Below are 20,691 nucleotides of genomic sequence, written 5' to 3' on the forward strand. Positions count from 1 at the left end.
CTAGTTGCTAGAAGTGAGAAACATGGCCTTTTGAAAAAATGCACTCGTCCGCAAGCAAGTGTCCGTGAAGGGAAATCCCATTGTTTTAATGGCGTTGAAATAACCAGAGTTGCTTATATGAGTCTTCTTAGAGGATATGACTTCAGGCGAAAAGACCATCAACTGGCAGATGGAAATGCCGGAGGGTTCCACAGGAAGAATGACCCCCAAAGCCCTATGTTAATGCTAGATTACCCGCTTTATGACTTTCAGGCAACCGTACCTAGCTGCCCTCAAACAAGTTCTCTGGCAGTGGTGTTAGAGATTTTTGAGCAAGAGCAGTGCGATCGCTTGGTAGTAGTGAATCAACAGCAATGCCCCATCGGATTGCTGTATTCTGCCCGTTTAATCCCAAAATTATTAACACATAGTGACGATAAAAATCTAAATTTACACCAATCGCTCTCTACCTGGGGTCAAGGTCTAATTGAGCCAATACAGACAATATTAGCTTCTGAGCGTGTAGAGCAATTGAGCTTGCACTTGGGCGATGCCGCCGAAAAACAGCAGAACTTAGATTGGGCGCTGATTGACTCTGATGGGCGATATTTGGGGCTGCTGGATAGTTCGCGCCTAGTGCGATCGCTAGCTAAGGAACGCATGGCTGGCTTACAAAGCTCAGGTGAACACCACCATGAGCATGATGCTAGGACAAATGAATCCAAGTCCTTAGGACACCAACCACTGGTTCACTTGCTAGAAAGACTGCCTTGGCCTTTGATGTTGCAAACGGGTACTGGCGAGGTGGTAGCGCGAAATCCCGCCTGGTGGCAGCAATTAGGAACCTTAAAAGACCCAGAAGGAGTTAGGCAACAGGTGGAGGCAATACTTGTGCCTAATCTCTTGGAAACACCAGAATATGTTACTCAACAAGCAATCAAGGTTCATCCCCATGGCAGGGAGAATGAGCATGGTGAAGAGGAACTGATTCAGCCAGAAGCATCAGGTGATGCTGGATATAGTCGGTGCTATTTAGATAGTCAAGTGGGTACTTGTACCTGCGTTGTCGAAGTGCAAAATGGTCAAGAGCGAATCTGGCAATTTGCCAAAATTCCCTTAGATAGTCCTGAGTTTTCAGCACTGGCTCAACGCCCCGCTACCGCTAACAGCACTCAGCACTGGCTCAACGCCCCGCTACCGCTAACAGCACTCAGCACTGACTTGTGGTTAGTTTTAGCTACTGATGTCACTGAACAGCAGCAGCTTTGCAAAGAATTGGCAGCGAAGAATGCCGATTTAATTCAACTAAATCGGTTGAAAGACGAGTTTTTAGCTTGTATTAGTCATGAACTCAAAACTCCCCTAACTGCTGTTTTAGGATTATCGCGCTTGCTAGTGGATCAGCAGTTGGGAGAACTTAACGAACGTCAAGCCCGTTATGCAGGACTGATTCATCAAAGTGGACGCCACCTGATGAGTGTGGTTAATGACATTTTGGATTTGACCCGAATGGAGACGGGGCAAATGGATTTGACGCTGACTCCGGTAAAAATTCGGGCTGTGTGCGATCGCGCCCTATCGGAAGCTAAAGCTATCCACACTCAAACCACCAAAGCGACATCCGCCTCACCACCTCCAAATGCCCGTTCATCCGCTCCCCAATTCTGCCTTTCCATTGAACTAGGCTTAGATCAGATGGTGGCAGATGAATTGCGCTTACGTCAGATGCTAGTACACCTACTTTCTAACGCCTTTAAATTCACCGAAATATCTGGCGAAATCGGGTTGCGGGTAAGTCGTTGGGAAGGATGGATTGCCTTTACAATTTGGGATACAGGCATTGGCATTCCTGAACACCAGCAACACTTAATCTTTCAAAAATTCCAACAATTAGAAAATCCCCTCACCCGCCAATTTGAAGGCACTGGTTTAGGGCTGGTATTAACTCGCGCCTTAGCTCGTCTCCACGGAGGAGATGTCAGCTTCTTATCGCGTGAAGGAAAAGGTAGCCAGTTCACACTACTACTGCCGCCTAGTCCCCCAAATACAGGCTTTTCTGAACCAGATATGGGAATCAGAGAAGATGAGGAAACACGACACCAACAGACACGGCAAAACCCCGCAGCCGCTCGTCAGTATGTTAGTACGCCCACACAGCATCATCACGCTAGTTCGCAACGCTTGGTTTTGGTAGTCGAGGCAGTAGCCAGATATATTGAAGACTTGACCGAACAACTCAAAGGTTTAGGGTATCGGGTAGTGATTGCGCGATCAGGGACAGAAGCAGTGGAAAAAGCTCGGCGCCTGCAACCAATAGCGATATTTTTGAATCCATTGCTACCCCTACTATCAGGTTGGGATGTGCTGACTTTACTCAAATCTGACACCGCAACCCGTCATATATCTGTCATTGTGACAGCGACGGGAGCCGAAAAGGAGCAAGCATTTGCTAATCGAGCCGATGGTTTCTTAAGTTTGCCAGTTGAGCATCAGGTATTAGCACCAGTTCTCGAAAAATTATGTACTGTACAAGCAGTTGGGCAGCTAGGGTTAAACAACGATGCAATTACCCCAACTAAAACCCCACTGCGAATTCTCAGGCTGGTGAATCCCCAGTTGGAATCAGTCAATCCCCACCCTTCACTTCGAGAACATCGGGTAATTGAAGTAGATGACCTAGATCAGGCTGAACTTTTGGCGCGGGTATGGCAGTTTGATGTCATTTTGCTTGATGTCGAAAGTACCACCGCCCAAATTTATCTGCAACAACTAATTGGGCATCCACGTTTAGCGGCTATACCACTGGTTACTTGCGATGTCGCAACCACCTTAATAGCTTCTAAAATACCAGGGCTATCTGTATTTCCCTACTTAACACCATTTGCCAAAGACAACAGCAGTCGCCCCGAGAAAACAGATGCCTTACTATCGGTACTGCAAATTGCTTCTGGGATTTGCTGCCCTCCTAACATCTTGGTAGTGGATTTGACAATGCTGCGTGATTTTCCCCAGGTAAGACGCAAGCCAGCTAAGGGTTATCGGACTGAAAAAAATTGCTCAATTAGTAGTGAAACTGCGGAACGAGGTTCTGAGTGGTTCCAAGCTTTAATTCAGTATTTACAAACAGCAGGCTTGAAAGCGGCGATGAGTCCTTGTTGGGCAGAAGTGTTACAACAAATTCGCCACCAAAGCGTTGACTTACTGCTAATTTGCTTAGGAGAATCTGCTATCCACAAAGATGTACTCAAAGCACTGAAAACATTAGGAGATTCGCCTGACAAGTTACCACCAATTTTGGTACTAAATCAGCGATTAAATCTCCCAGAAACCAGTTTCCAGCCTGGGGTAGCTTATCAGGAGCAGAAGAAGAATGGTTTGGAATCGATAGAAACTGTTGTTGGTGTGATCGCTACTCAAATATTACCGCGATCAATATCAATGGAAGACCTCTTAAATCAGATCAATCAAGCTTTAGCTGTCAACGGTTACAATGGCAAATGTTAATGGGTATTGGGCATTGGGCATTGGGCATTGGGCATTGGGCATCTCCGAAAATGAATGTAGAGACGTAGCAGTGCTACGTCTCTACAAGGATTCTGGATAACGCATATTTAATTTCTGGAGCTGTCTATTGGGCATTGGGCAAAACAGTTCTGAGTTCCGTTAGCGGGGCGTTTAGACCGTTCCCAGTCCTGAGTAAAGAAATGAGATTCCCCACTCAGCACTCAGCACTCCTGAAGGGCATTGGTCATTAGTTATTTCCCAAGGACTAATGACTAATGACAATTTACGATATATCTATTTTTTCATTTTTCTTTTTCTTAAAAGGAACTCGAACCAAGTTATAAGCACCCTTGGTTGATAAACTCTTGTAATCATCTGGCTGTAAGTCCATTTGTAAAAACTTTTTCTGTTCGGCCAACAGTAGCACTGAGGCAGGTTTTAATCCTTTGGCAGCCTGGTTTTTAATATGCTGTAAAGCCTCTTGGGGAAATCCTAAATAATTTACATGAATGTGGCTGTAAAATACCACACTAGGCTTTTTGAAGCCAAGCATGATCAATTCTTCATTTGGTTGTTTTGCTTCTAGTATTACCGCAGACAATTCCCTTAAGGGTAATTGACGTTCTCGATCGATAAAGAACAAAGCAGGCGTTAAGACAAAAATTAAAAACGCCACAAACCCGATTAAATTAATACTGATAACGTAGTTCCAGCGGCGACTCAATAATAAACCAGCAACCAAAACAGCACATACCAGCCAAATTACACCCGCGATTACTGGTATACCGGATTGTTGAATTAGTTCGTGGAAGTTGCTGATAGCTGGATCAGTACCTAATATATGGGTTAGGTTAAACAGTGCTGTTGACAAAAATGATAAAAACACTACATTCACCCAACCACTCCAAATGAGTGATGCGGGGATGGGGACACGTGGGGATGAAGAGGAATTATCAAATACTTTTTCCGTTTCCCCATGTATTTGTGTCTCCTCGTCATGTTCAGTGTTGGGGAAAAGGTCACTCCACAACAAGGCTACCAGAATTGCTGCTGCCGGCATTAAAGGCAATACGTAGCTAGGGAGTTTGGTGACAGCAATGCAGAAAAAGACAAAGATGCTAGCAAACCAGAACCAGGCAAATAAACCAAATTGCTGAAAACGTTCAAGAGATCGCCAATGCGATCGCTGCCAAAACTTTAGTCTGATTATAGAGGCTGGTAAATACACTGAGTATGGTGCAAAACCCAGCAACACTATTACGAAGTAAAAATACCAAGGTGCTGAGTGACCATTAACTACTTCTGTAAAGCGTTCCAGGTTGTGATAACCAAAAAAGGAGTTAATATAATTCCAGCCATTGCGCCAAATTACTAAAGCATACCAGGGCACTGACAAACCGAGAATTATCAGTATACCTACAAAGAGGCGCATTTCCCGCATCACCTCTCGGACTTTACCCACGTAAAGCAAAAAAGCACCAACAATTAGCCCTGGCAAGACAATTCCCACTGGCCCTTTAGTCAAAATTGCGCCAGCAATCAGCACATAAAAAGCTAAGTACCACTTATTGGGGAATAGGGCATGGGGCATTGGGGATTGGGCATTGAAAAGAGGCAGAGGGGCGGGGTGCGGGGGACGGAGGGGAAAACTCTTCTCCCTTGCTCCCTGCTCCCTGCTCCCTTGCTTCTCCACTGCTCCCTCATCTCCCCCTACTCCCTGCCCCCTGCTCCCTTCCTCCCCTGCGTACCCTAGAAAGAAACATAACAAAGCTGATGCCATGCAACCAGTGAGCAGCATATCAGAGACACCTGTTCTCGCCCAAATAATAGTTTCGGGATTGAGTGCCATCAGCGCTGCTGTGATAAAAGATATTAAGTAGCGGCGAGTCGGACGTGAAACTTGCTCTAATTCGTCTTGTTTAGTTAAATACCACTGTATGGTGTAAAAAGCTAAACAAACTAAGCCTAATGCCGCGATCGCAGAAGGAAGACGTACTGCCCACTCATTCACCCCAATTATGTGAAATGCGATCGCTTGACACCAGTAAATTAAAGCAGGTTTATCGAAACGAGTGTCACCATTGAAAAATGGGGTAATCCAATCACCTGTAACGAACATCTGGCGGGAAGCTTCGGCAAAGAGCGGCTCTGTCTCATCAATCAAGCCAATATTGCCCAAATTCCAGCCAAAAGCCACCCAGCCAATCAGCATCAAACACAAAATCGACACAGTTACACTAAGGGCTGGATTTTTTGCTATTTTGTTGAACCACCGATCAACAGTGCGCTTAACACTCAATTTCATTCTCATTTAGTCAATAGTCAACAATCACTAATCAATAGTCGTTGGTTATCTATCTTTTGTTCTTCGGAGTTTTTAATTCAACAATTTTCCTCTACTCATTACTCAACACTTTACCAACTATAGGGTAGTGGCGTGGCAAGGCTAAAATGTTGCAAAAAAATTGTCGGTTGGGGAGCCACTGCGTTGCGCGGGTTAAGAGCGTTGTAGCAAGTGGCGTTGGAGGCTTTGCCAAAGCCAACATATATCAGAATGAGTGCTGAGTGCTGAGTCTGGAATCTCATTTCTTTTATCAGGACTGGGAACGGGTTAAACGCCGCGCTATCGCTAACGGAAAAGAGGAACTATTATTTTGCCTCCTGCCCCCTTCCCTCTTCAAGGACTCAGCACTAGTTGCCATTCTTTGTTTTGCGAATTCCACTTAGGTAATTGAGTTTCACCGACAACATAAGGGCCCCAGTAACGACGGGAACCATCTTGTGCAAAAGCAACTAAAATATCTCCTTTCTCCAGCTTTAAATTATTCTGAGGTAGGGATAAAATCAGTCCCTTCTCACTACCTTCCTGGGGAGCAAAATCCCAATGTGCTGGTACATCGTAGTTAGTCTGTTTAGTACCAGAGCCTTTTGCTACCGACTGTCGCGCCAGTAGAGCCAGCCGCACAGGCTGATTTGTTTGATTGCTCACTCGCAAAGTCCCTTGATTGTTGACTTTGCTAGCTGATTTATCACGATCTGCCAAGACAGGATAAGTATTCTCTTTGCTGCTATGTTCTATTTGATTAGTTGAGTTAGTTACTGGAGTAGATACACTAGCAGAAGTATCTTTTTTAGGTAAGACAGAAGTTGTCTGCTTCTGAAAAGTTTCTGTTGGCAGTTGTGAAGATGTATCTGGGTTTGTGGACTCAAAGGATACGCTAATTCCAAAGCATCCTACCAGAGCAACAAGCAGTCCCAAGCAAGATGCTGTAACACCGACGTTACGATACACTGAAGATTTCATATTGATAGTTATTAGAAATAAATATTTTGTCTAGGCTTGACCAAATAGTAGCCTATTATCCCAAAAGATAATCACACAAATTAGCCTAATATAGACTTTGTTAAAATTAGGGACACGGATGTATTATAAATATCATTTTGATGAGAAAACATTTGCAGTAAATAATTTCTTTGATGTTTGAAAAACAAGGGTTACAGACACCCGTTCCTTGGGATTTTGCCCGTAGTTTTAAATAAAAAAATAACATTTGATACAGAGCTAGCTAATTCATTTGTATAAAAAATAAAAGTTTCCTGAAACCGCTAGCGGCTCTAACAAGGCGTGCTTTGCCAAACCTCAGATAAATCTAAGGAATAAGAATTAAATAACATACAATTTATGTCTCTGGTTTACCTCACCCTCAATCCCTCTCCGATATATTGGAGAAGGAAGCTAGAGACAGGATGAGGTTTTGCATCTTAATTTAATCCACGTTCCTAAGTGGTATATTTTATCTTCTGCTATGAAAAGCCACCTTATTGAGAGGATGTTTGGAAAGTGCCTATTGATATAGCAAGCGATCGCAGATCCCCCTAAATCTACGCTAGTCCTTTCTCCTATTGGGAGACGCTTGCTTACCTGTATGGATACAAGTCAGTAAACCTGTGTTATGGACTAGCTTCCTTAAAAAAGGGGGAAATTGAGTCATTTTCCCCTTGATTTCAAGCTTATTTGTGGGGATCAAACTAAATATTTATACTTCCCAAACATCCTCGAAGAAAATGTACTTCTCTAAAGATGATAGAATGAGCAAATTTGAAGGAACACTCGAATTTTAGTAGATATCTACAATATTAACAAACAAGCTGATACTAAAACCAATATCCTGCTCAATTTAATATAGATACAGCGAATTTCAAGTTAGTGAGGTATACAAGCTAAGTCTTAAAGCCAGATATAAAGCCTGTTTTACTTCTGAATTCTGTGAGCGCAGCGGGGTGTAGCCCATTCTGACTCCTGAATTCTGCTGTATATTTCAAGATATCTTGACTTTTCCCCAGAAGTCCCCCCAATGCAAAACACTCGTCTCAATAACTTGTTCGATGCCATTGCTACACGCTTGGGGCAATGGTTTTTAAATCCTTGGCGGCGGCTATCGTTGCTGATAATTAGTTTTTTGTTCGGTTTTTTTCTGGGAAACGCAGTTTCCACGACAGCTGGACAACGGGCTGAATTGGATATTGTGGCAGCTGGTTTTTTAGTACTGTTGACGGAAATTACCAGTAGGATATTTTATAGTCGCAGCTTTTTGTCAAGGCGATCGCTCTTGATAGACTCATTGAATCTCCTCAAAGTTGGTTTCACCTATAGCCTGTTTCTCGAAGCCTTCAAGCTGGGATCGTAGTGAGATGTGAGATGGGGGATTTATGAATTTGTGGCTGGGTGAAATTTTGACAACCGATGCAGTGGCGGAAACTTGGCAGCAGCAAGTAAGAGAAGCAGCGCTGGCAGATCGGTTAAGGGCTAAAGCTTTTGGGATCGCGCCGGAAAATGTCGATGAAGCGATCAAAAAGCGATCGCATTTACTAAAATCGGTCTTGCCAGCTTTTAACCAATTCTGCCAAACTACCCTCCAAATCGAACCCCAGGAAATGTTACCAGTCTTGTGGGACTTGTGGCTTCCTTTGGGAATCAAACTAGCATTGCACCGCCAACAATTGGGACGCCCCCTGATTCAGGGAATCTTGGGAGGACAAGGCACGGGTAAAACCACAACCTGCAAAATTCTCAGTTTGATTCTCGATCGGTTGGGATACCGGACTGTGAGTTTATCTTTGGATGACTTATATAAAACTTACAGTGATCGCTTGGTTTTAACACAGCAAGATCCCCGCTTAATTTGGCGCGGGCCGCCAGGAACCCACGATGTAGACTTAGGCTTAAATGTACTAGATCAAATCCGCCAGTCGCAAAGTTCAGTGATGGTTCCCCGCTTTGATAAATCTGCTTATGGAGGCGCTGGCGATCGTACTACTCCAGAAATCGTTACAGGTGTAGATATTGTACTATTTGAAGGTTGGTTTGTGGGTGTACGACCAATCGATCCAAATGTATTTAATACAGCACCGCCGCCAATTATTACTGAGAATGATAGAGCATTCGCCCGTGATATTAATCATCGCCTCCACAATTATTTACCACTGTGGGAGCGATTAGACAGCTTAATTTTGCTCTATCCCACCGATTACCGCTGTTCTTTGGAGTGGCGCAAACAGGCTGAACAGCAGATGATTGCTAGGGGTAAGTCAGGGATGAGCGATGCCGAGATAAAAGAATTTGTCAATTATTTTTGGCGATCGCTTCACCCGGAATTATTCATTAAGCCATTGCTAAAAGATGCCGCAGCAGTTGAACTAGCGATCGAGATTCATGCCGATCATAGTTTTGGTGAAGTGTATGGCAATTAGTATTTAAATTAATGCAAAGATAAATACATTATGAAAATACTTTTTTGTTCAATAACTAACTTTTAAAAGTTTAAGATTTATTGTTTTGACAATTCATAAAAATTTACTTAAGCTAAAAGATAGGTTAAGCAAATCAACAAACAACAGCGATTTGATTTAGCTCCATCAAGAATTGCTGTTGCAGGCTATTGGCATAAGGAAATGAATCAAAACCAAAATTATTCTATGTAGGCAATTCAACCAGATTTGGCTACAAAAAGCTAAGACATGATTAAGCATATTGCACCGCGCAGATATTGAACAGAATCAGATCAATTATGGATGGATACTTGTGGTGATGTTAGTGAGTGTCCACCAATCATTGAAGTTTGACTAGCGATTTTAGATTTGGGATTTTGGATTGGGGTGTTCGGGTTTATCTCTCGTCAGGGACGGAATAAATCTAAAATCCAAAATTGGCAATCCAAAATCCAAAATTAATTGACCAAAGTGCGGGAGATATGTCCAGGAGAAGGCTATGTTTGAGTATTTTACATCTTTGAACGACCACAATTTACCTTATCCAGATACGGTTCACCCCATCGTTGTCCACTTCGTAATTGCGATGGTGTTGTTTTCCTTTGTCTGTGATGTAATTGGCTATTTTACTGGTAAATCCAGTCTTTTTGAGGTGAGTTGGTGGAATATGTTAGTTGCCACGATCGCTATCTTCGTCGCGATTATTTTTGGTCAGTTTGAAGCGGGGTTGGCACAGCCTTATAGCCTAGCGAAATCGGTGCTGAATTTGCATACGCTAATTGGTTGGTCGCTTTCAGGAATTATCACAGCGCTGACAGCTTGGCGCTATGTAATTCGTGCCCGCAATCCGCAAAAAGTACCGATTTATTATTTGGGCGCCGGACTAGTTTTAGCCTTGATAGTTGGCTTACAAGTATATCTTGGCGATGAACTTGTTTGGGTATATGGATTGCATACCGTGCCAGTTGTGGAAGCAGTAAAGGATGGTGTGTTGCGATGAACTCAGAATTAATTAACCAATTAACCGACTCTCTAGGCGCAAACGGATTACCTTACACAATTCCCATTCATCCCAACTTAGTCCATCTGACAATAGGTTTGTTCATCATTGGGATGACCTTTGATATCGTTGGTGTTCTGTTCCCCTTTGAAAAATGGGTCTTCAAATTTTTGGCAATTACTGTGGAACGTGACAACTTATTTGCTGTTGGCTGGTACAACATGTTAGCTGCCAGCATCATCACATTTTTCACAGTGGCAGCAGGGTTTTATGAAATGCTGTTAGCAACACCACCAGCTGATATGAAGAGTGCCTGGGGATTGCAGGCAATGGAAAGTATGCTTTGGCATGGTGTAGGTGGTGTGTTCTTATTAGCGCTGATTGTTGGCATGACCATCTGGAGAGCTTGGCAGCGCTTCATTTGGGGCAAACAAGAATATAAACAGACAGATAGAGAAGTGCAATGGATCTATCTGTTCGCAGGCATCGCAATCATGTTCATTATGTACATTCACGGCACACTAGGAGCGCAACTAGCCGCTGAATTTGGCGTACACAATACCGCAGATAATCTGCTGCGATTAGGTCAAGACCTCAATACAACACTCAAATGAGTCATTAGTCAATTGTCCTTTGTCATTTATTTAAAGTTACTAACCAATGACCAATGACCAATGACCAATGCCCCATGCCCAATAACCAAAGACCATGAAAATCCAGAAGATTTTAAATATTTTGACGCTGCTTACAGGCGCGATCGCAGTGACTTCCACCAGTCTCTGGATCGGCAAGCAGGCTTACTCCTGGCTTCCTCCTCAAGCAGCGGCCGAATCCGTACTAATTGATGATTTGATTAGCTTCTTAGTAACCCTCGGTGCCTTCATCTTCTTGGGAGTAACAAGTACTCTGATGTATTCTGTGATCTTCCATCGGGCAGTCAAAGATGACTTCACTGACGGCCCTCCGATTGAAGGTAATGTCACCTTAGAAGTTGTCTGGACAGCAATCCCAATTCTGTTAGTGTTTTGGATTGCAGGCTACAGCTACCAAGTCTACGAACAAATGGGAATTCAAGGCCCATCGGAAATAGTTCACCTGCATAATCCGCTGGTAATGGAATCAGCTTATGCAGCACCAGCTAACCCCTTAGCAGAACCCGTTGAGAAAATTGACGTACTAGCTAAACAGTGGGCATGGGTTTTTCATTACCCAGAAAGAGATATTACCAGTACCGAATTGCATTTACCAAGCGATCGCCGGATACGTTTAGCGCTGAAATCACAGGATGTTTTGCACGGCTTCTATATTCCTGCGTTCCGCCTCAAGCAGGATATTATTCCTAACCATGCGATCGACTTTGAATTTACTCCCATCCGCCCCGGCAAATACCGATTGACCGATTCTCAATACAGCGGCACATACTTTGCGACGATGCAAGCGAATGTCATCGTCGAATCTCCTGAAGATTATCAGCAGTGGCTAGCCCAAGCTGCAACTCAAAAGCCCTCCCCAGCAAAGAATCAAGCGGCTTCTGAGTATGCTCAAACATCCCATCAATCAGTCCAAACAGGTTGGGTTACAGTTCCACCTGCTGCACCTCCTCTAGTCAATTCACCTGGTTGAAAGGAAAGTAACCATGACTAATGTTCCTATTGAAGGCATTCTTCTCCCGAATGAGAAGCCCAAACACGAATCTCCGAGTAACTGGAAAGAATACTTCAGCTTTAGTACCGACCACAAGGTAATTGGTATCCAGTATCTCGTTACCTCATTTTTCTTCTTTCTCGTCGGCGGTATCTTTGCGATGGTGATGCGGGGAGAACTGATGACACCCGAATCAGATTTAGTTGATCGCACCGTCTATAACGGGATGTTCACCATGCACGGCACCGTGATGCTGTTTTTGTGGACATTTCCCTCACTCGTTGGTTTTGCCAACTATCTAGTACCCCTGATGATTGGGGCGCGAGATATGGCATTTCCCCGCCTGAATGCCGTCGCCTTTTGGATGGTACCAGTAGTTGGGATTTTGATGATGGGTAGTTTCTTCGTCCCTGGAGGCCCTGCCCAAGCCGGTTGGTGGTCTTACCCACCAGTTAGTCTCCAGAATCCCACAGGTAACTTAATTAATGGTCAAGTTATCTGGCTACTAGCGGTAGCAATATCTGGCGTATCCTCAATTATGGGGGCAGTCAACTTTGTCACCACCATCGTCAAAATGCGGGCCCCAGGCATGGGCTTCTTTAAAATGCCGTTGTTTGTCTGGGCAGTATTTAGCGCCCAAATCATCCAACTATTTGGACTTCCAGCACTGACAGCAGGTGCAGTGATGCTGCTACTTGACCTCACAGCTGGCACCGCCTTTTTCGACCCCGCCAAGGGTGGAAATCCAGTAATGTTCCAACATTACTTCTGGTTCTACTCCCACCCCGCCGTTTACGTGATCATTTTGCCTGTCTTCGGCATTTTCTCAGAAATCTTCCCAGTTTATTCACGTAAACCCCTATTTGGTTACAAAGTAGTTGCCATTTCATCCATCTTGATTGCTGTAGTTAGCGGCATTGTTTGGGTACACCACATGTACGTCAGTGGTACTCCTGGCTGGATGCGGTTGATTTTCATGCTGACGACAATGTGCGTGTCTGTGCCCACAGGAATTAAAGTGTTTGCTTGGGTGGCAACGATTTGGGGCGGTAAACTGCGGCTAAATACCGCCATGCTTTTCGCCTTGGGCGGATTAATCATGTTTGTCTTCGCTGGCATCACAGGCATCATGCTTTCCTCCGTGCCCGTTGATGTCCACGTCAACAATACCTACTTTGTGGTGGGACACTTCCACTACGTCCTCTACGGCACAGTGACGATGGGCTTATTTGCAGCCATCTACCACTGGTTCCCCAAAATGACTGGGCGGATGTACTCCGAAAGCTGGGGTAAAATCCACTTCTGGTTAGCATTCATCGGCACAAACCTTAACTTTTTGCCCATGCACCCCTTAGGATTGCAAGGGATGTTACGCCGAGTTGCTTCCTACGCCCCAGAGTACCAATTCTGGAATATTATCGCTAGCCTCGGCGGATTCCTCTTAGGAATGTCCACCTTGCCCTTCATCTTCAACATGGTGATTTCTTGGATGCAAGGCGAGAAAGCACCCGCTAACCCTTGGCGAGCAATCGGACTAGAGTGGTTAGTTTCTTCACCCCCCCCAGTAGAAAACTTTGAAGAAACTCCCATCATCATCTCCGAACCCTATGGCTACGGCAAATCAGAACCCTTAACAGCCAACCTCCCAGAATAAACGCAAAAACCCTCCGCGACGGCAGTCGCTCATGGGGGAGACCCCCAAGACCGCGCTGCCTCTCCTTTGCGTTTCAAACTCCCCCTCAAAAACCAACATGGACAGCTATATCAATTCCCACGAATTGCCCCACACAGCCGCAGAACATACCCACGACGAAGAAGGCAACAAAATGTTTGGCTTCATCGTCTTCCTCCTCTCAGAAAGCGTCATTTTCTTAAGTTTTTTCGCCGGATATGCCATCTACAAGACAACAACACCTAACTGGCTACCAGCAGGTATTTCTGGACTAGAAGTAAAAGAACCAGCAATCAATACAGTAATTCTTGTTGCGAGTAGCTTTGTAATTTACTTAGCAGAACGTGCCCTTCAACGCCACGACTTAGTAAAATTTCGCCTGTTTCTATTGGCAACAATGGCGATGGGAACTTACTTTTTAGTTGGCCAAGCGATTGAATGGAACGGCCTCGCCTTTGGTTTCACCTCCGGGGTATTTGGTGGAACGTTCTATCTGCTTACAGGCTTTCACGGTTTGCACGTGTTCACTGGCATCCTATTGCAGTTAATAATTTTGGTACGTTCTTTCCTACCTGGCAACTACGATACAGGTCACTTTGGTGTCAATGCAACTTCATTGTTCTGGCACTTCGTCGATGTTATCTGGATTATTTTGTTTATCCTGATCTATGTTTGGCAGTAAGGATTGATGGAAGAAAAACCCAGATAAATTATCTGGGTTGGTGTATGGGGCATTGTTAATTACTTTTATGCCCCATACACCTTTCGTAGTGGAAACTTGGTTAGCGTTGATGCACCAACTATTGACTTGAATTTAGATAAGTTTAAATTTGAATAAACTAGAGCATATCTAAATGTAATCAGAATCTCATTTATTCTCTCTGTTACCTCTGTGCCTCTGCGGTTTAAAAGTAATTTATCTAACCACAGAGACGCAGAGAACACAGAGGTTAGAAGTTAAAAAGGGGTTTTTGGATACAAGGGGCAAATCACTGTAAGAAGTATACTTATAGTTGTAAAAAATCTAGACAAATATCTTTTACTTTGAAAGTTTTACCTTTACCAAGCCCCTTCGGGGCGAGAACAGGGAACTCTTAACAGGGAACAGAAAAAAAAATTAGCCCCGAATACAAGGTTTAAAGTCCCTAAATTTATTTATGAAAAGAGATAAAAATATTTGAAACGAGATGGCGTAAGCCACGATGTTTCAATGTGTCCTTTTACAAATCCCCTGATTTTAATTATGGGGATTTCCCTGTTGCCTGTTGCCCGTTCCCTGTTCCCTTTACAATGCACTCAGTTTTCCGAGTCCGTCTTCTAATTGAGTAAAGTCTTGCACAAAAAGAAGTAATAATAGAAACAAAATCGTGAATTAAATCATCTGTTCTTTCTGCTGCTAAATTAACAACTTCAATATCTCTACCAAGTTGATTAAGTAAAACTTTCAGGTAATTAAATCCTACTCTTGATACCAATTCTGTGTGAAGATGCGCTTATGCTGCAAGAAATCAAGAACGTAGACGCGGAGCGGCTTGCCGCAGGCTACCGCCATCGCGTAGCGTCTCGTTAGAGAAGAGCGCCAAGTACGCCAAAAAATAAGAAATTAAGAGATTTAGCGCAGCTTCACAAAGAGACAGTATTAGCTCTCATCTCAACCTTTTGAATTAACCTTTTCCTCAAACTTTGACCCATCTTGATGGGATAAAAATTTATCACTATTGTGATAATTTCTTCGCCATTGTTCTAGCTTGTCTATAGATATTGATTTAGATATGACATTCACACCATTTCCTCGCCAAGCAACTTCTGCATCTGTTGTAAAAACCCCACACTCTAATTGATCTAGCCTCATATTCCAATATTCGCTAAATCGACCTTTTAAAGTAATAACTTGCTCAAATACCTTATTTCTATGTTTATTTCTTCTTTTTCTTTCTGTTGCTCCAGTTGCTTCTGTATCAATAAACTTAGTTTCTATTAAAAATAGACTACCTTTAAAAGTCAGGAAGACAAAATCACACTTCCCTAAATCTGTATAATCTGAAATTGGAGACTTTTCAAACAACAGCAATTCAGCGCACGAGGGAAACAATTCTTGAATATTCAGAAATAAATAAGCTTGCAATAAAAGTTCCTTATCGTAAGGAAATAATATCACTCCTTCAAAAAATTTTTGAATGTCCTCGTGAGTTTGGGGTTGAATTCTTTTACAGTATGAAACAAATTTATGTAGCTCATTTACGGTCATCAAGTTCTAACTCCTTCCCCCGGTCGCAGCCTTAAGGGTATTAGCATAAAAAGATACCACTCCCTTAAGGAATTTATCATCCGCATAAGTAACTAAAAAAACGATTCAAATCCTAGCTACTTAAGGCAATTTACTGTTGACAGTTCAATAAAACTAATTCTTAAGCTACTTTTCAGTATTGGTTGATTTTTCACTGCTAGTGTTAGCTACCAGTCAGGGATTTTATATGAGCAGGAAAACTGGCATTTTGTAAAGCTTGAACGGTAATTCTAGAATCTTGTACACAAAATTGCCAACCCAAGCGAACAAGTTTACGAGAAGTTTCAGTTTGGATAATTCCAATTACTGGCATTTTTGCCTTTTCTTTGTCTACGGAATGCTCTTGCAAAATTGTTTTCAAGCGATGTAAATCTTCCATGTTACCTGCTTGTTGGGGATTTAATTCCACCATCACCATTTGTACTGTTTCCACTGGTTCTGCATCTTCAAGAATAAATTGAGTTTGCTCATCACGCCGATCTACTTTTCCCCAAATAATCAATCTAGTATCGACTTGGAGTAGAGAACTAATGCGTTCATAAGTTTTCGGAAAAACTACGGCTTCTGATTGTGTAGTTAGGTCTTCTATTTGCAATATTGCCATCTGATCGCCTTTTTTCGTCACCACTTTTTTGACGTTATTCAACATCACAACTGCACAAAGCCTTGTATCTTCTCTTTGTTCCCCCAGTTGTGAAAGATTAATTGGAGTCAAAAGTGGTGCTATTTGCCGTAAGGATTTCAGTGGATGATCTGATACATAAAAGCCTAGTAATTCTTTCTCCATCTGCAACTTTTTTTGTGGGGGCAAATCTGTCACAGGTTTAGATTTAGGAGCAGTTTCAAAGGCATTATTCGTTCTCTTGTTCTGAGCCGAAGAAAATCCATCACCTAATAAATCAAACAGATTCCCTTGACCACTAGCTCTATCTTTGGCGCGAGATTGTGCCCAATCATACACTAATTCTGAGTCGTTAATTAACTGTTGGCGGTTAGATTCGATTTTGTCAAAGGCTCCACAGTAAATTAGCGACTCCAGGGTGCGGCGGTTAACAGCGCGCAAATCCACGCGATCGCAAAAATCAGCGAGGGATTTAAACTCTCCTGTCTCATTTCTCGCTTCCAAAATACAAGCGATCGCATTTTGTCCTACGTTACGCACTGCCGAAAATCCAAACAAAATCTTGCCTGCCGTTGGTGTAAAATCAACACCAGAACGATTAATATCTGGCGGATCTATGGAAATCCCCATATTTGCACAGTTCGTAATATATCGCTGCACCTTATCGGTATCACCACTGTTAGCCGTTAACAGTGCCGCCATATATTCCAATGGGTAATTAGCTTTTAAATATGCTGTTTGATAAGTTACATAACCATAGGCAGTCGAATGAGATTTATTGAAACAATTAGAAGCTATTAAGCCATTTTTGATCGCAAAATTATGGTCACGTTCAACCCCAATGTCATAGACATTTTGTTTACCTAAATATTTGCGTGTGGCTATTTTTATCATCCTACCCTACCCTGAAAAAATTTTGCGAAATTAATTAATTGATAAAATTATTGACTTTGTAGTATCTATAGCAGTCATAATACAAAATTATATCACTAGAAAACACTGCTATACTCTTACACGAAAGTAGTTAGCATATATTAAAATATATCAAAATATATCAAAACTTTGATTGGCTCTTCATAGATGGTTAATAGCCATATATTTGCTGTTTTTCAAAACCTATTAAACACATTTCAATACATATTAATCCGCTGATTTAAGATGTGTGGGAACTGGGGACTGGGGACTGGGGACTGGGGACTGGCTCACGCGCCGCTACCGGAACTGTTTTGCCCAATGCCCAATGCCCCATACCCAATTTCGACCGATATATACTAGAATCAATGACTTGAGTCATAAAGAGAGCAATCATGGCATCCATCCGCGAGTTGCACCAACAACTGATTGAAAAAGAACGTTCTGCCGTCGAAATTACCCAAGAAGCTTTAGATCGCATTCAAGCGTTAGAGCCAAAATTACACAGCTTTTTATGTGTTACCGCAGAACGGGCATTAGAGCAGGCAAGTGCTGTGGATGCCAAAATTGCTGCGGGAGAGGAAATTGGCCTGCTAGCAGGGATTCCTATAGGTATCAAAGACAATATGTGTACCAAGGGAGTTCCCACTACCTGCGCCTCCCGGATTTTGGAAAATTTCGTGCCGCCTTATGAATCAACCGCGACGCAAAAACTGGCAGATATCGGGGCGGTAATGGTTGGCAAAACCAACTTAGACGAGTTTGCAATGGGTAGTTCCACAGAAAACTCTGCCTACCAAGTCACGGCTAATCCTTGGGATTTGTCACGAATTCCAGGCGGTTCTTCGGGAGGTTCTGCGGCGGCGGTGTCATCCCAAGAATGTGTCGTTGCTCTCGGTTCTGATACTGGCGGTTCGATTCGCCAACCTGCATCTTTCTGCGGTGTTGTGGGGATGAAACCAACTTATGGTTTGGTTTCTCGTTATGGCTTGGTGGCTTACGCTTCGTCTTTAGATCAAATTGGGCCATTTGCCAACACAGTAGAAGATGCGGCAATATTATTGAGTGCGATCGCAGGTTACGACCCCAAAGACTCTACCAGCTTGAAAGTTGCTATTCCCAACTACGCTGCTAACTTAAAACCAGACTTCAAACCCAGAGGTCAGCTAAGAATTGGTATTATTAAAGAAACTTTTGGTGAAGGTTTAGACTCTGTAGTGGAACAAGCTGTTACCAAAGCAGTAGATCAACTACAAAGTTTGGGAGCGGAGATTCATATCATTTCCTGTCCCCGCTTTCGCTATGGTTTACCCACTTACTACATCATCGCCCCATCAGAAGCATCAGCAAACCTGGCTCGTTACGATGGCGTTAAATATGGGTATCGCGCTCCTGATGCAGATAATCTACTATCGATGTATACTCGTACTCGTGCTGCTGGTTTTGGCACAGAAGTCAAACGCCGGATTATGATTGGCACTTACGCCCTCTCCGCTGGCTATTATGACGCTTACTACCTCAAAGCGCAAAAAGTCCGCACCTTGATTAAGCAAGACTTTGAAAAGGCTTTTCAAACGGTTGATGTGTTAGTTTGCCCGACATCTCCCACTACAGCATTCAAAGCAGGGGAAAAAACTACTGACCCCTTGAGTATGTACTTAACTGACTTGATGACTATTCCTGTAAATCTTGCTGGTTTACCTAGTTTAAGTTTGCCATGTGGTTTTGACGATCAAGGGCTACCGATAGGATTACAGCTAATTGGCAATGTGCTGCGAGAAGACCAGCTTTTTCAGGTAGCTTATGCTTATGAGCAATCCACTAGTTGGCATCTGCGTAAACCACAAATAGTCATTGGTCATTAGTCCCCAGTCCCCAGTCCCCAGTCCCTCTATTTTTTGTTCATTTGTTAGTCTGATTACTGACTATTGACTGTTGATCGTTGTTTGCTAGAGTCGGGGATTCAGCTGTAAGCTGTGGATTAAGTATATGAAGAAGACCAGCCGATGCACCGACTAATAGTAAAATATAGGTCAGAAAAAGAGGTATGTATGTATTTCGTGTGTTGTCTGAATTCTTATGAACATTTTTGGAATCTTCACGGACAACATTGGTTATCAGGCTGTATGATAAAGCATTTCCATCCAGCCCTAAAGCATCTCCATAACGACGGATGAATCCTTGAAGAAAAATCGGCTCAGGTAATTCTTCAAATCTTTCTTCTTCTAAAGCTTGCAAAATACCTGCTCGAATCATTGTTTGAGAGGCTATTTCTTCTATGCGGATGGATTTTTCTTGTCTTGCTTGTCGTAGATGTGTGGTTATTTCCTTTAGTTGCTCTAATTGAGCTTCGTTTAAGAGCGTCACAATCTTTTCCTCTATGTCCTAATTCTACTATTCATTGAGAACACTCCAATTTGCATACGTAAATTTACTGGATATTTGATTTTAGGATAAATTTTTTTGAGAATGGCTTAATCCCGCATTTTAAAATGCTAGCGCGCCTTATACTAAGTATTTTTCTTGTTATAATACATACCTGAAAAGTTAAAAGGTCGGGGATGAAAATTAATAAGCTGCAATTTATAATACAAGTATTTTTCCAGAGGCTACTCTGGGCTGGGATAATTGTAGCGTTCGCCTACTGTGCTATCTGTCTAGTTCTTTTTATTGGGCAACCTCGGTTTATTTTCTTTCCCTCTGCTGTTATTGAAAAAACACCAGAGTTTTTTAATCTTCCTTACAAAGAGGTTTGGTTGGCTGTACCTGGTAAAACAGGCAAAGTAGAACGCATCCATGGTTGGTGGATAGAAGCCAAGCAACCCAATGCCAAGGTGTTGTTATACTTACACGGGAATGGTATCAATATTGGCGCAAATATAGCTCATGCCAACAGGTTTCATCAGCTAGGGTTTTCGGTATTACTGATTGATTATCGGGGTTATGGTCGCAGTGAAGGCAGCTTTCCTAATGAAAAGCGGGTTTATGAAGATGCAGCTACAGCTTGGAATTACTTGGTACAGCAACAAGAGATTCCACCCAGCCAAATTTTTATTTATGGACATTCTCTAGGGGGTGCAATAGCCCTCGATTTGGCAGTGAAACACCCACAAGCCGCTGGTTTAACGCGGACAAAACCTCTACTTTGGAGGTAGCCATTATCCCAATCGCCAGCGTTAGGATAACCAGAAATACCGAAACGACTTGCTACATAGTCAGTACACTGGCACGCCCTTTGAGCATTAGCTGGAGCCACAAAAAAACTTGTAGTAAGAGTTGCCGCAATCAATGTCATACCTGGG

At 43.0% G+C, this 20,691-nt stretch carries 17 protein-coding genes; 10 read left to right on the forward strand and 7 right to left on the reverse strand.

The window, feature by feature from the left end:
• Positions 1 to 216: 216 nt before the first annotated feature.
• Complete coding sequence (locus V7K67_RS26435) at positions 217 to 3,483, forward strand: ATP-binding protein (RefSeq protein ID WP_335169063.1); 3,267 nt, start codon at positions 217 to 219, stop codon at positions 3,481 to 3,483.
• A gap of 283 nt (positions 3,484 to 3,766) precedes the next feature.
• Here the strand turns inward: V7K67_RS26435 and V7K67_RS26440 are convergent, their stop codons facing one another.
• The 3 genes from V7K67_RS26440 to V7K67_RS26450 form a co-directional block, all read right to left on the reverse strand.
• Positions 3,767 to 5,794: an ArnT family glycosyltransferase gene (locus tag V7K67_RS26440; protein WP_334731162.1), complete on the reverse strand. Its 2,028-nt coding sequence runs from the start codon at positions 5,792 to 5,794 to the stop codon at positions 3,767 to 3,769.
• Positions 5,795 to 5,898: 104 nt separating this feature from the next.
• Positions 5,899 to 6,069, reverse strand: a complete 171-nt coding sequence (locus V7K67_RS26445) for a hypothetical protein (RefSeq protein WP_334731161.1) — start codon at positions 6,067 to 6,069, stop codon at positions 5,899 to 5,901.
• A gap of 91 nt (positions 6,070 to 6,160) precedes the next feature.
• Positions 6,161 to 6,787 (reverse strand): hypothetical protein, encoded by a 627-nt coding sequence (locus V7K67_RS26450; RefSeq protein ID WP_334731160.1) that lies wholly within the window; start codon positions 6,785 to 6,787, stop codon positions 6,161 to 6,163.
• 1,051 nt (positions 6,788 to 7,838) lie between these two features.
• On the opposite strand from V7K67_RS26450, the gene V7K67_RS26455 reads away from it, so the two are divergent.
• The 7 genes from V7K67_RS26455 to V7K67_RS26485 all read left to right on the forward strand — a co-directional run bounded on the left by V7K67_RS26455 (position 7,839) and on the right by V7K67_RS26485 (position 14,250).
• The gene (locus V7K67_RS26455; protein WP_334706730.1) at positions 7,839 to 8,171 is read left to right on the forward strand and encodes a DUF565 domain-containing protein; all 333 of its coding nucleotides are present in this window, start codon (positions 7,839 to 7,841) and stop codon (positions 8,169 to 8,171) included.
• A 22-nt stretch (positions 8,172 to 8,193) separates the two neighbouring features.
• Positions 8,194 to 9,234, forward strand: coding sequence for a glycerate kinase (locus V7K67_RS26460; RefSeq protein WP_334731159.1), 1,041 nt, complete (start codon positions 8,194 to 8,196; stop codon positions 9,232 to 9,234).
• 517 nt (positions 9,235 to 9,751) lie between these two features.
• Positions 9,752 to 10,252, forward strand: a complete 501-nt coding sequence (locus V7K67_RS26465; protein ID WP_334706728.1) for a DUF2231 domain-containing protein — start codon at positions 9,752 to 9,754, stop codon at positions 10,250 to 10,252.
• Entirely contained in the window at positions 10,249 to 10,866 is a 618-nt protein-coding gene (locus tag V7K67_RS26470) for a DUF2231 domain-containing protein (protein WP_334731158.1), read from the forward strand. Before V7K67_RS26465 ends, V7K67_RS26470 begins: the two co-directional genes overlap by 4 nt.
• 94 nt (positions 10,867 to 10,960) lie before the next feature.
• Positions 10,961 to 11,875, forward strand: a complete 915-nt coding sequence (locus tag V7K67_RS26475) for a cytochrome c oxidase subunit II (RefSeq protein WP_334731157.1) — start codon at positions 10,961 to 10,963, stop codon at positions 11,873 to 11,875.
• A gap of 13 nt (positions 11,876 to 11,888) precedes the next feature.
• A complete protein-coding gene (ctaD, locus tag V7K67_RS26480) occupies positions 11,889 to 13,550 on the forward strand; it encodes a cytochrome c oxidase subunit I (protein ID WP_334706726.1) in 1,662 nt (553 codons plus the stop codon).
• Positions 13,551 to 13,647: 97 nt separating this feature from the next.
• The gene (locus V7K67_RS26485; protein WP_334731156.1) at positions 13,648 to 14,250 is read left to right on the forward strand and encodes a cytochrome c oxidase subunit 3; all 603 of its coding nucleotides are present in this window, start codon (positions 13,648 to 13,650) and stop codon (positions 14,248 to 14,250) included.
• Between the two features lie 969 nt (positions 14,251 to 15,219).
• On the opposite strand, the gene V7K67_RS26490 is transcribed toward V7K67_RS26485, so the two are convergent.
• The 3 genes from V7K67_RS26490 to V7K67_RS26500 all read right to left on the reverse strand — a co-directional run bounded on the left by V7K67_RS26490 (position 15,220) and on the right by V7K67_RS26500 (position 17,786).
• Positions 15,220 to 15,816: a hypothetical protein gene (locus V7K67_RS26490; RefSeq protein WP_334706736.1), complete on the reverse strand. Its 597-nt coding sequence runs from the start codon at positions 15,814 to 15,816 to the stop codon at positions 15,220 to 15,222.
• 202 nt (positions 15,817 to 16,018) lie between these two features.
• Positions 16,019 to 17,371: a helix-hairpin-helix domain-containing protein gene (locus V7K67_RS26495; protein ID WP_334731155.1), complete on the reverse strand. Its 1,353-nt coding sequence runs from the start codon at positions 17,369 to 17,371 to the stop codon at positions 16,019 to 16,021.
• Positions 17,372 to 17,630: 259 nt separating this feature from the next.
• Positions 17,631 to 17,786, reverse strand: a complete 156-nt coding sequence (locus V7K67_RS26500) for a hypothetical protein (protein WP_335169058.1) — start codon at positions 17,784 to 17,786, stop codon at positions 17,631 to 17,633.
• On the opposite strand from V7K67_RS26500, the gene gatA reads away from it, so the two are divergent.
• A complete protein-coding gene (gene gatA / locus V7K67_RS26505; RefSeq protein WP_334731153.1) occupies positions 17,785 to 19,254 on the forward strand; it encodes an Asp-tRNA(Asn)/Glu-tRNA(Gln) amidotransferase subunit GatA in 1,470 nt (489 codons plus the stop codon). The genes V7K67_RS26500 and gatA overlap by 2 nt on opposite strands.
• 37 nt (positions 19,255 to 19,291) lie before the next feature.
• Here gatA and V7K67_RS26510 read toward each other — a convergent pair whose 3' ends face one another.
• On the reverse strand, positions 19,292 to 19,756 hold the full coding sequence (locus tag V7K67_RS26510; RefSeq protein ID WP_334731152.1) for a helix-turn-helix domain-containing protein: 465 nt from the start codon (positions 19,754 to 19,756) through the stop codon (positions 19,292 to 19,294).
• Between the two features lie 194 nt (positions 19,757 to 19,950).
• On the opposite strand from V7K67_RS26510, the gene V7K67_RS26515 reads away from it, so the two are divergent.
• Entirely contained in the window at positions 19,951 to 20,544 is a 594-nt protein-coding gene (locus tag V7K67_RS26515; RefSeq protein WP_334731151.1) for an alpha/beta hydrolase, read from the forward strand.
• Positions 20,545 to 20,691 lie beyond the last annotated feature (147 nt).

Source organism: Nostoc sp., from assembly GCF_036917155.1.
Classification (GTDB): Bacteria; Cyanobacteriota; Cyanobacteriia; order Cyanobacteriales; family Nostocaceae; genus Nostoc.

Coding starts and splice junctions, on each gene's coding strand:
- V7K67_RS26435 (WP_335169063.1), top strand. CDS start 217: ATGTTAATGCTAGATTACCCGCTTTATGACTTTCAGGCAACCGTACCT.
- V7K67_RS26440 (WP_334731162.1), bottom strand. CDS start 5,794: ATGAGAATGAAATTGAGTGTTAAGCGCACTGTTGATCGGTGGTTCAAC.
- V7K67_RS26445 (WP_334731161.1), bottom strand. CDS start 6,069: ATGAGATTCCAGACTCAGCACTCAGCACTCATTCTGATATATGTTGGC.
- V7K67_RS26450 (WP_334731160.1), bottom strand. CDS start 6,787: ATGAAATCTTCAGTGTATCGTAACGTCGGTGTTACAGCATCTTGCTTG.
- V7K67_RS26455 (WP_334706730.1), top strand. CDS start 7,839: ATGCAAAACACTCGTCTCAATAACTTGTTCGATGCCATTGCTACACGC.
- V7K67_RS26460 (WP_334731159.1), top strand. CDS start 8,194: ATGAATTTGTGGCTGGGTGAAATTTTGACAACCGATGCAGTGGCGGAA.
- V7K67_RS26465 (WP_334706728.1), top strand. CDS start 9,752: ATGTTTGAGTATTTTACATCTTTGAACGACCACAATTTACCTTATCCA.
- V7K67_RS26470 (WP_334731158.1), top strand. CDS start 10,249: ATGAACTCAGAATTAATTAACCAATTAACCGACTCTCTAGGCGCAAAC.
- V7K67_RS26475 (WP_334731157.1), top strand. CDS start 10,961: ATGAAAATCCAGAAGATTTTAAATATTTTGACGCTGCTTACAGGCGCG.
- ctaD (WP_334706726.1), top strand. CDS start 11,889: ATGACTAATGTTCCTATTGAAGGCATTCTTCTCCCGAATGAGAAGCCC.
- V7K67_RS26485 (WP_334731156.1), top strand. CDS start 13,648: ATGGACAGCTATATCAATTCCCACGAATTGCCCCACACAGCCGCAGAA.
- V7K67_RS26490 (WP_334706736.1), bottom strand. CDS start 15,816: ATGACCGTAAATGAGCTACATAAATTTGTTTCATACTGTAAAAGAATT.
- V7K67_RS26495 (WP_334731155.1), bottom strand. CDS start 17,371: ATGATAAAAATAGCCACACGCAAATATTTAGGTAAACAAAATGTCTAT.
- gatA (WP_334731153.1), top strand. CDS start 17,785: ATGGCATCCATCCGCGAGTTGCACCAACAACTGATTGAAAAAGAACGT.
- V7K67_RS26500 (WP_335169058.1), bottom strand. CDS start 17,786: ATGATTGCTCTCTTTATGACTCAAGTCATTGATTCTAGTATATATCGG.
- V7K67_RS26515 (WP_334731151.1), top strand. CDS start 19,951: ATGAAAATTAATAAGCTGCAATTTATAATACAAGTATTTTTCCAGAGG.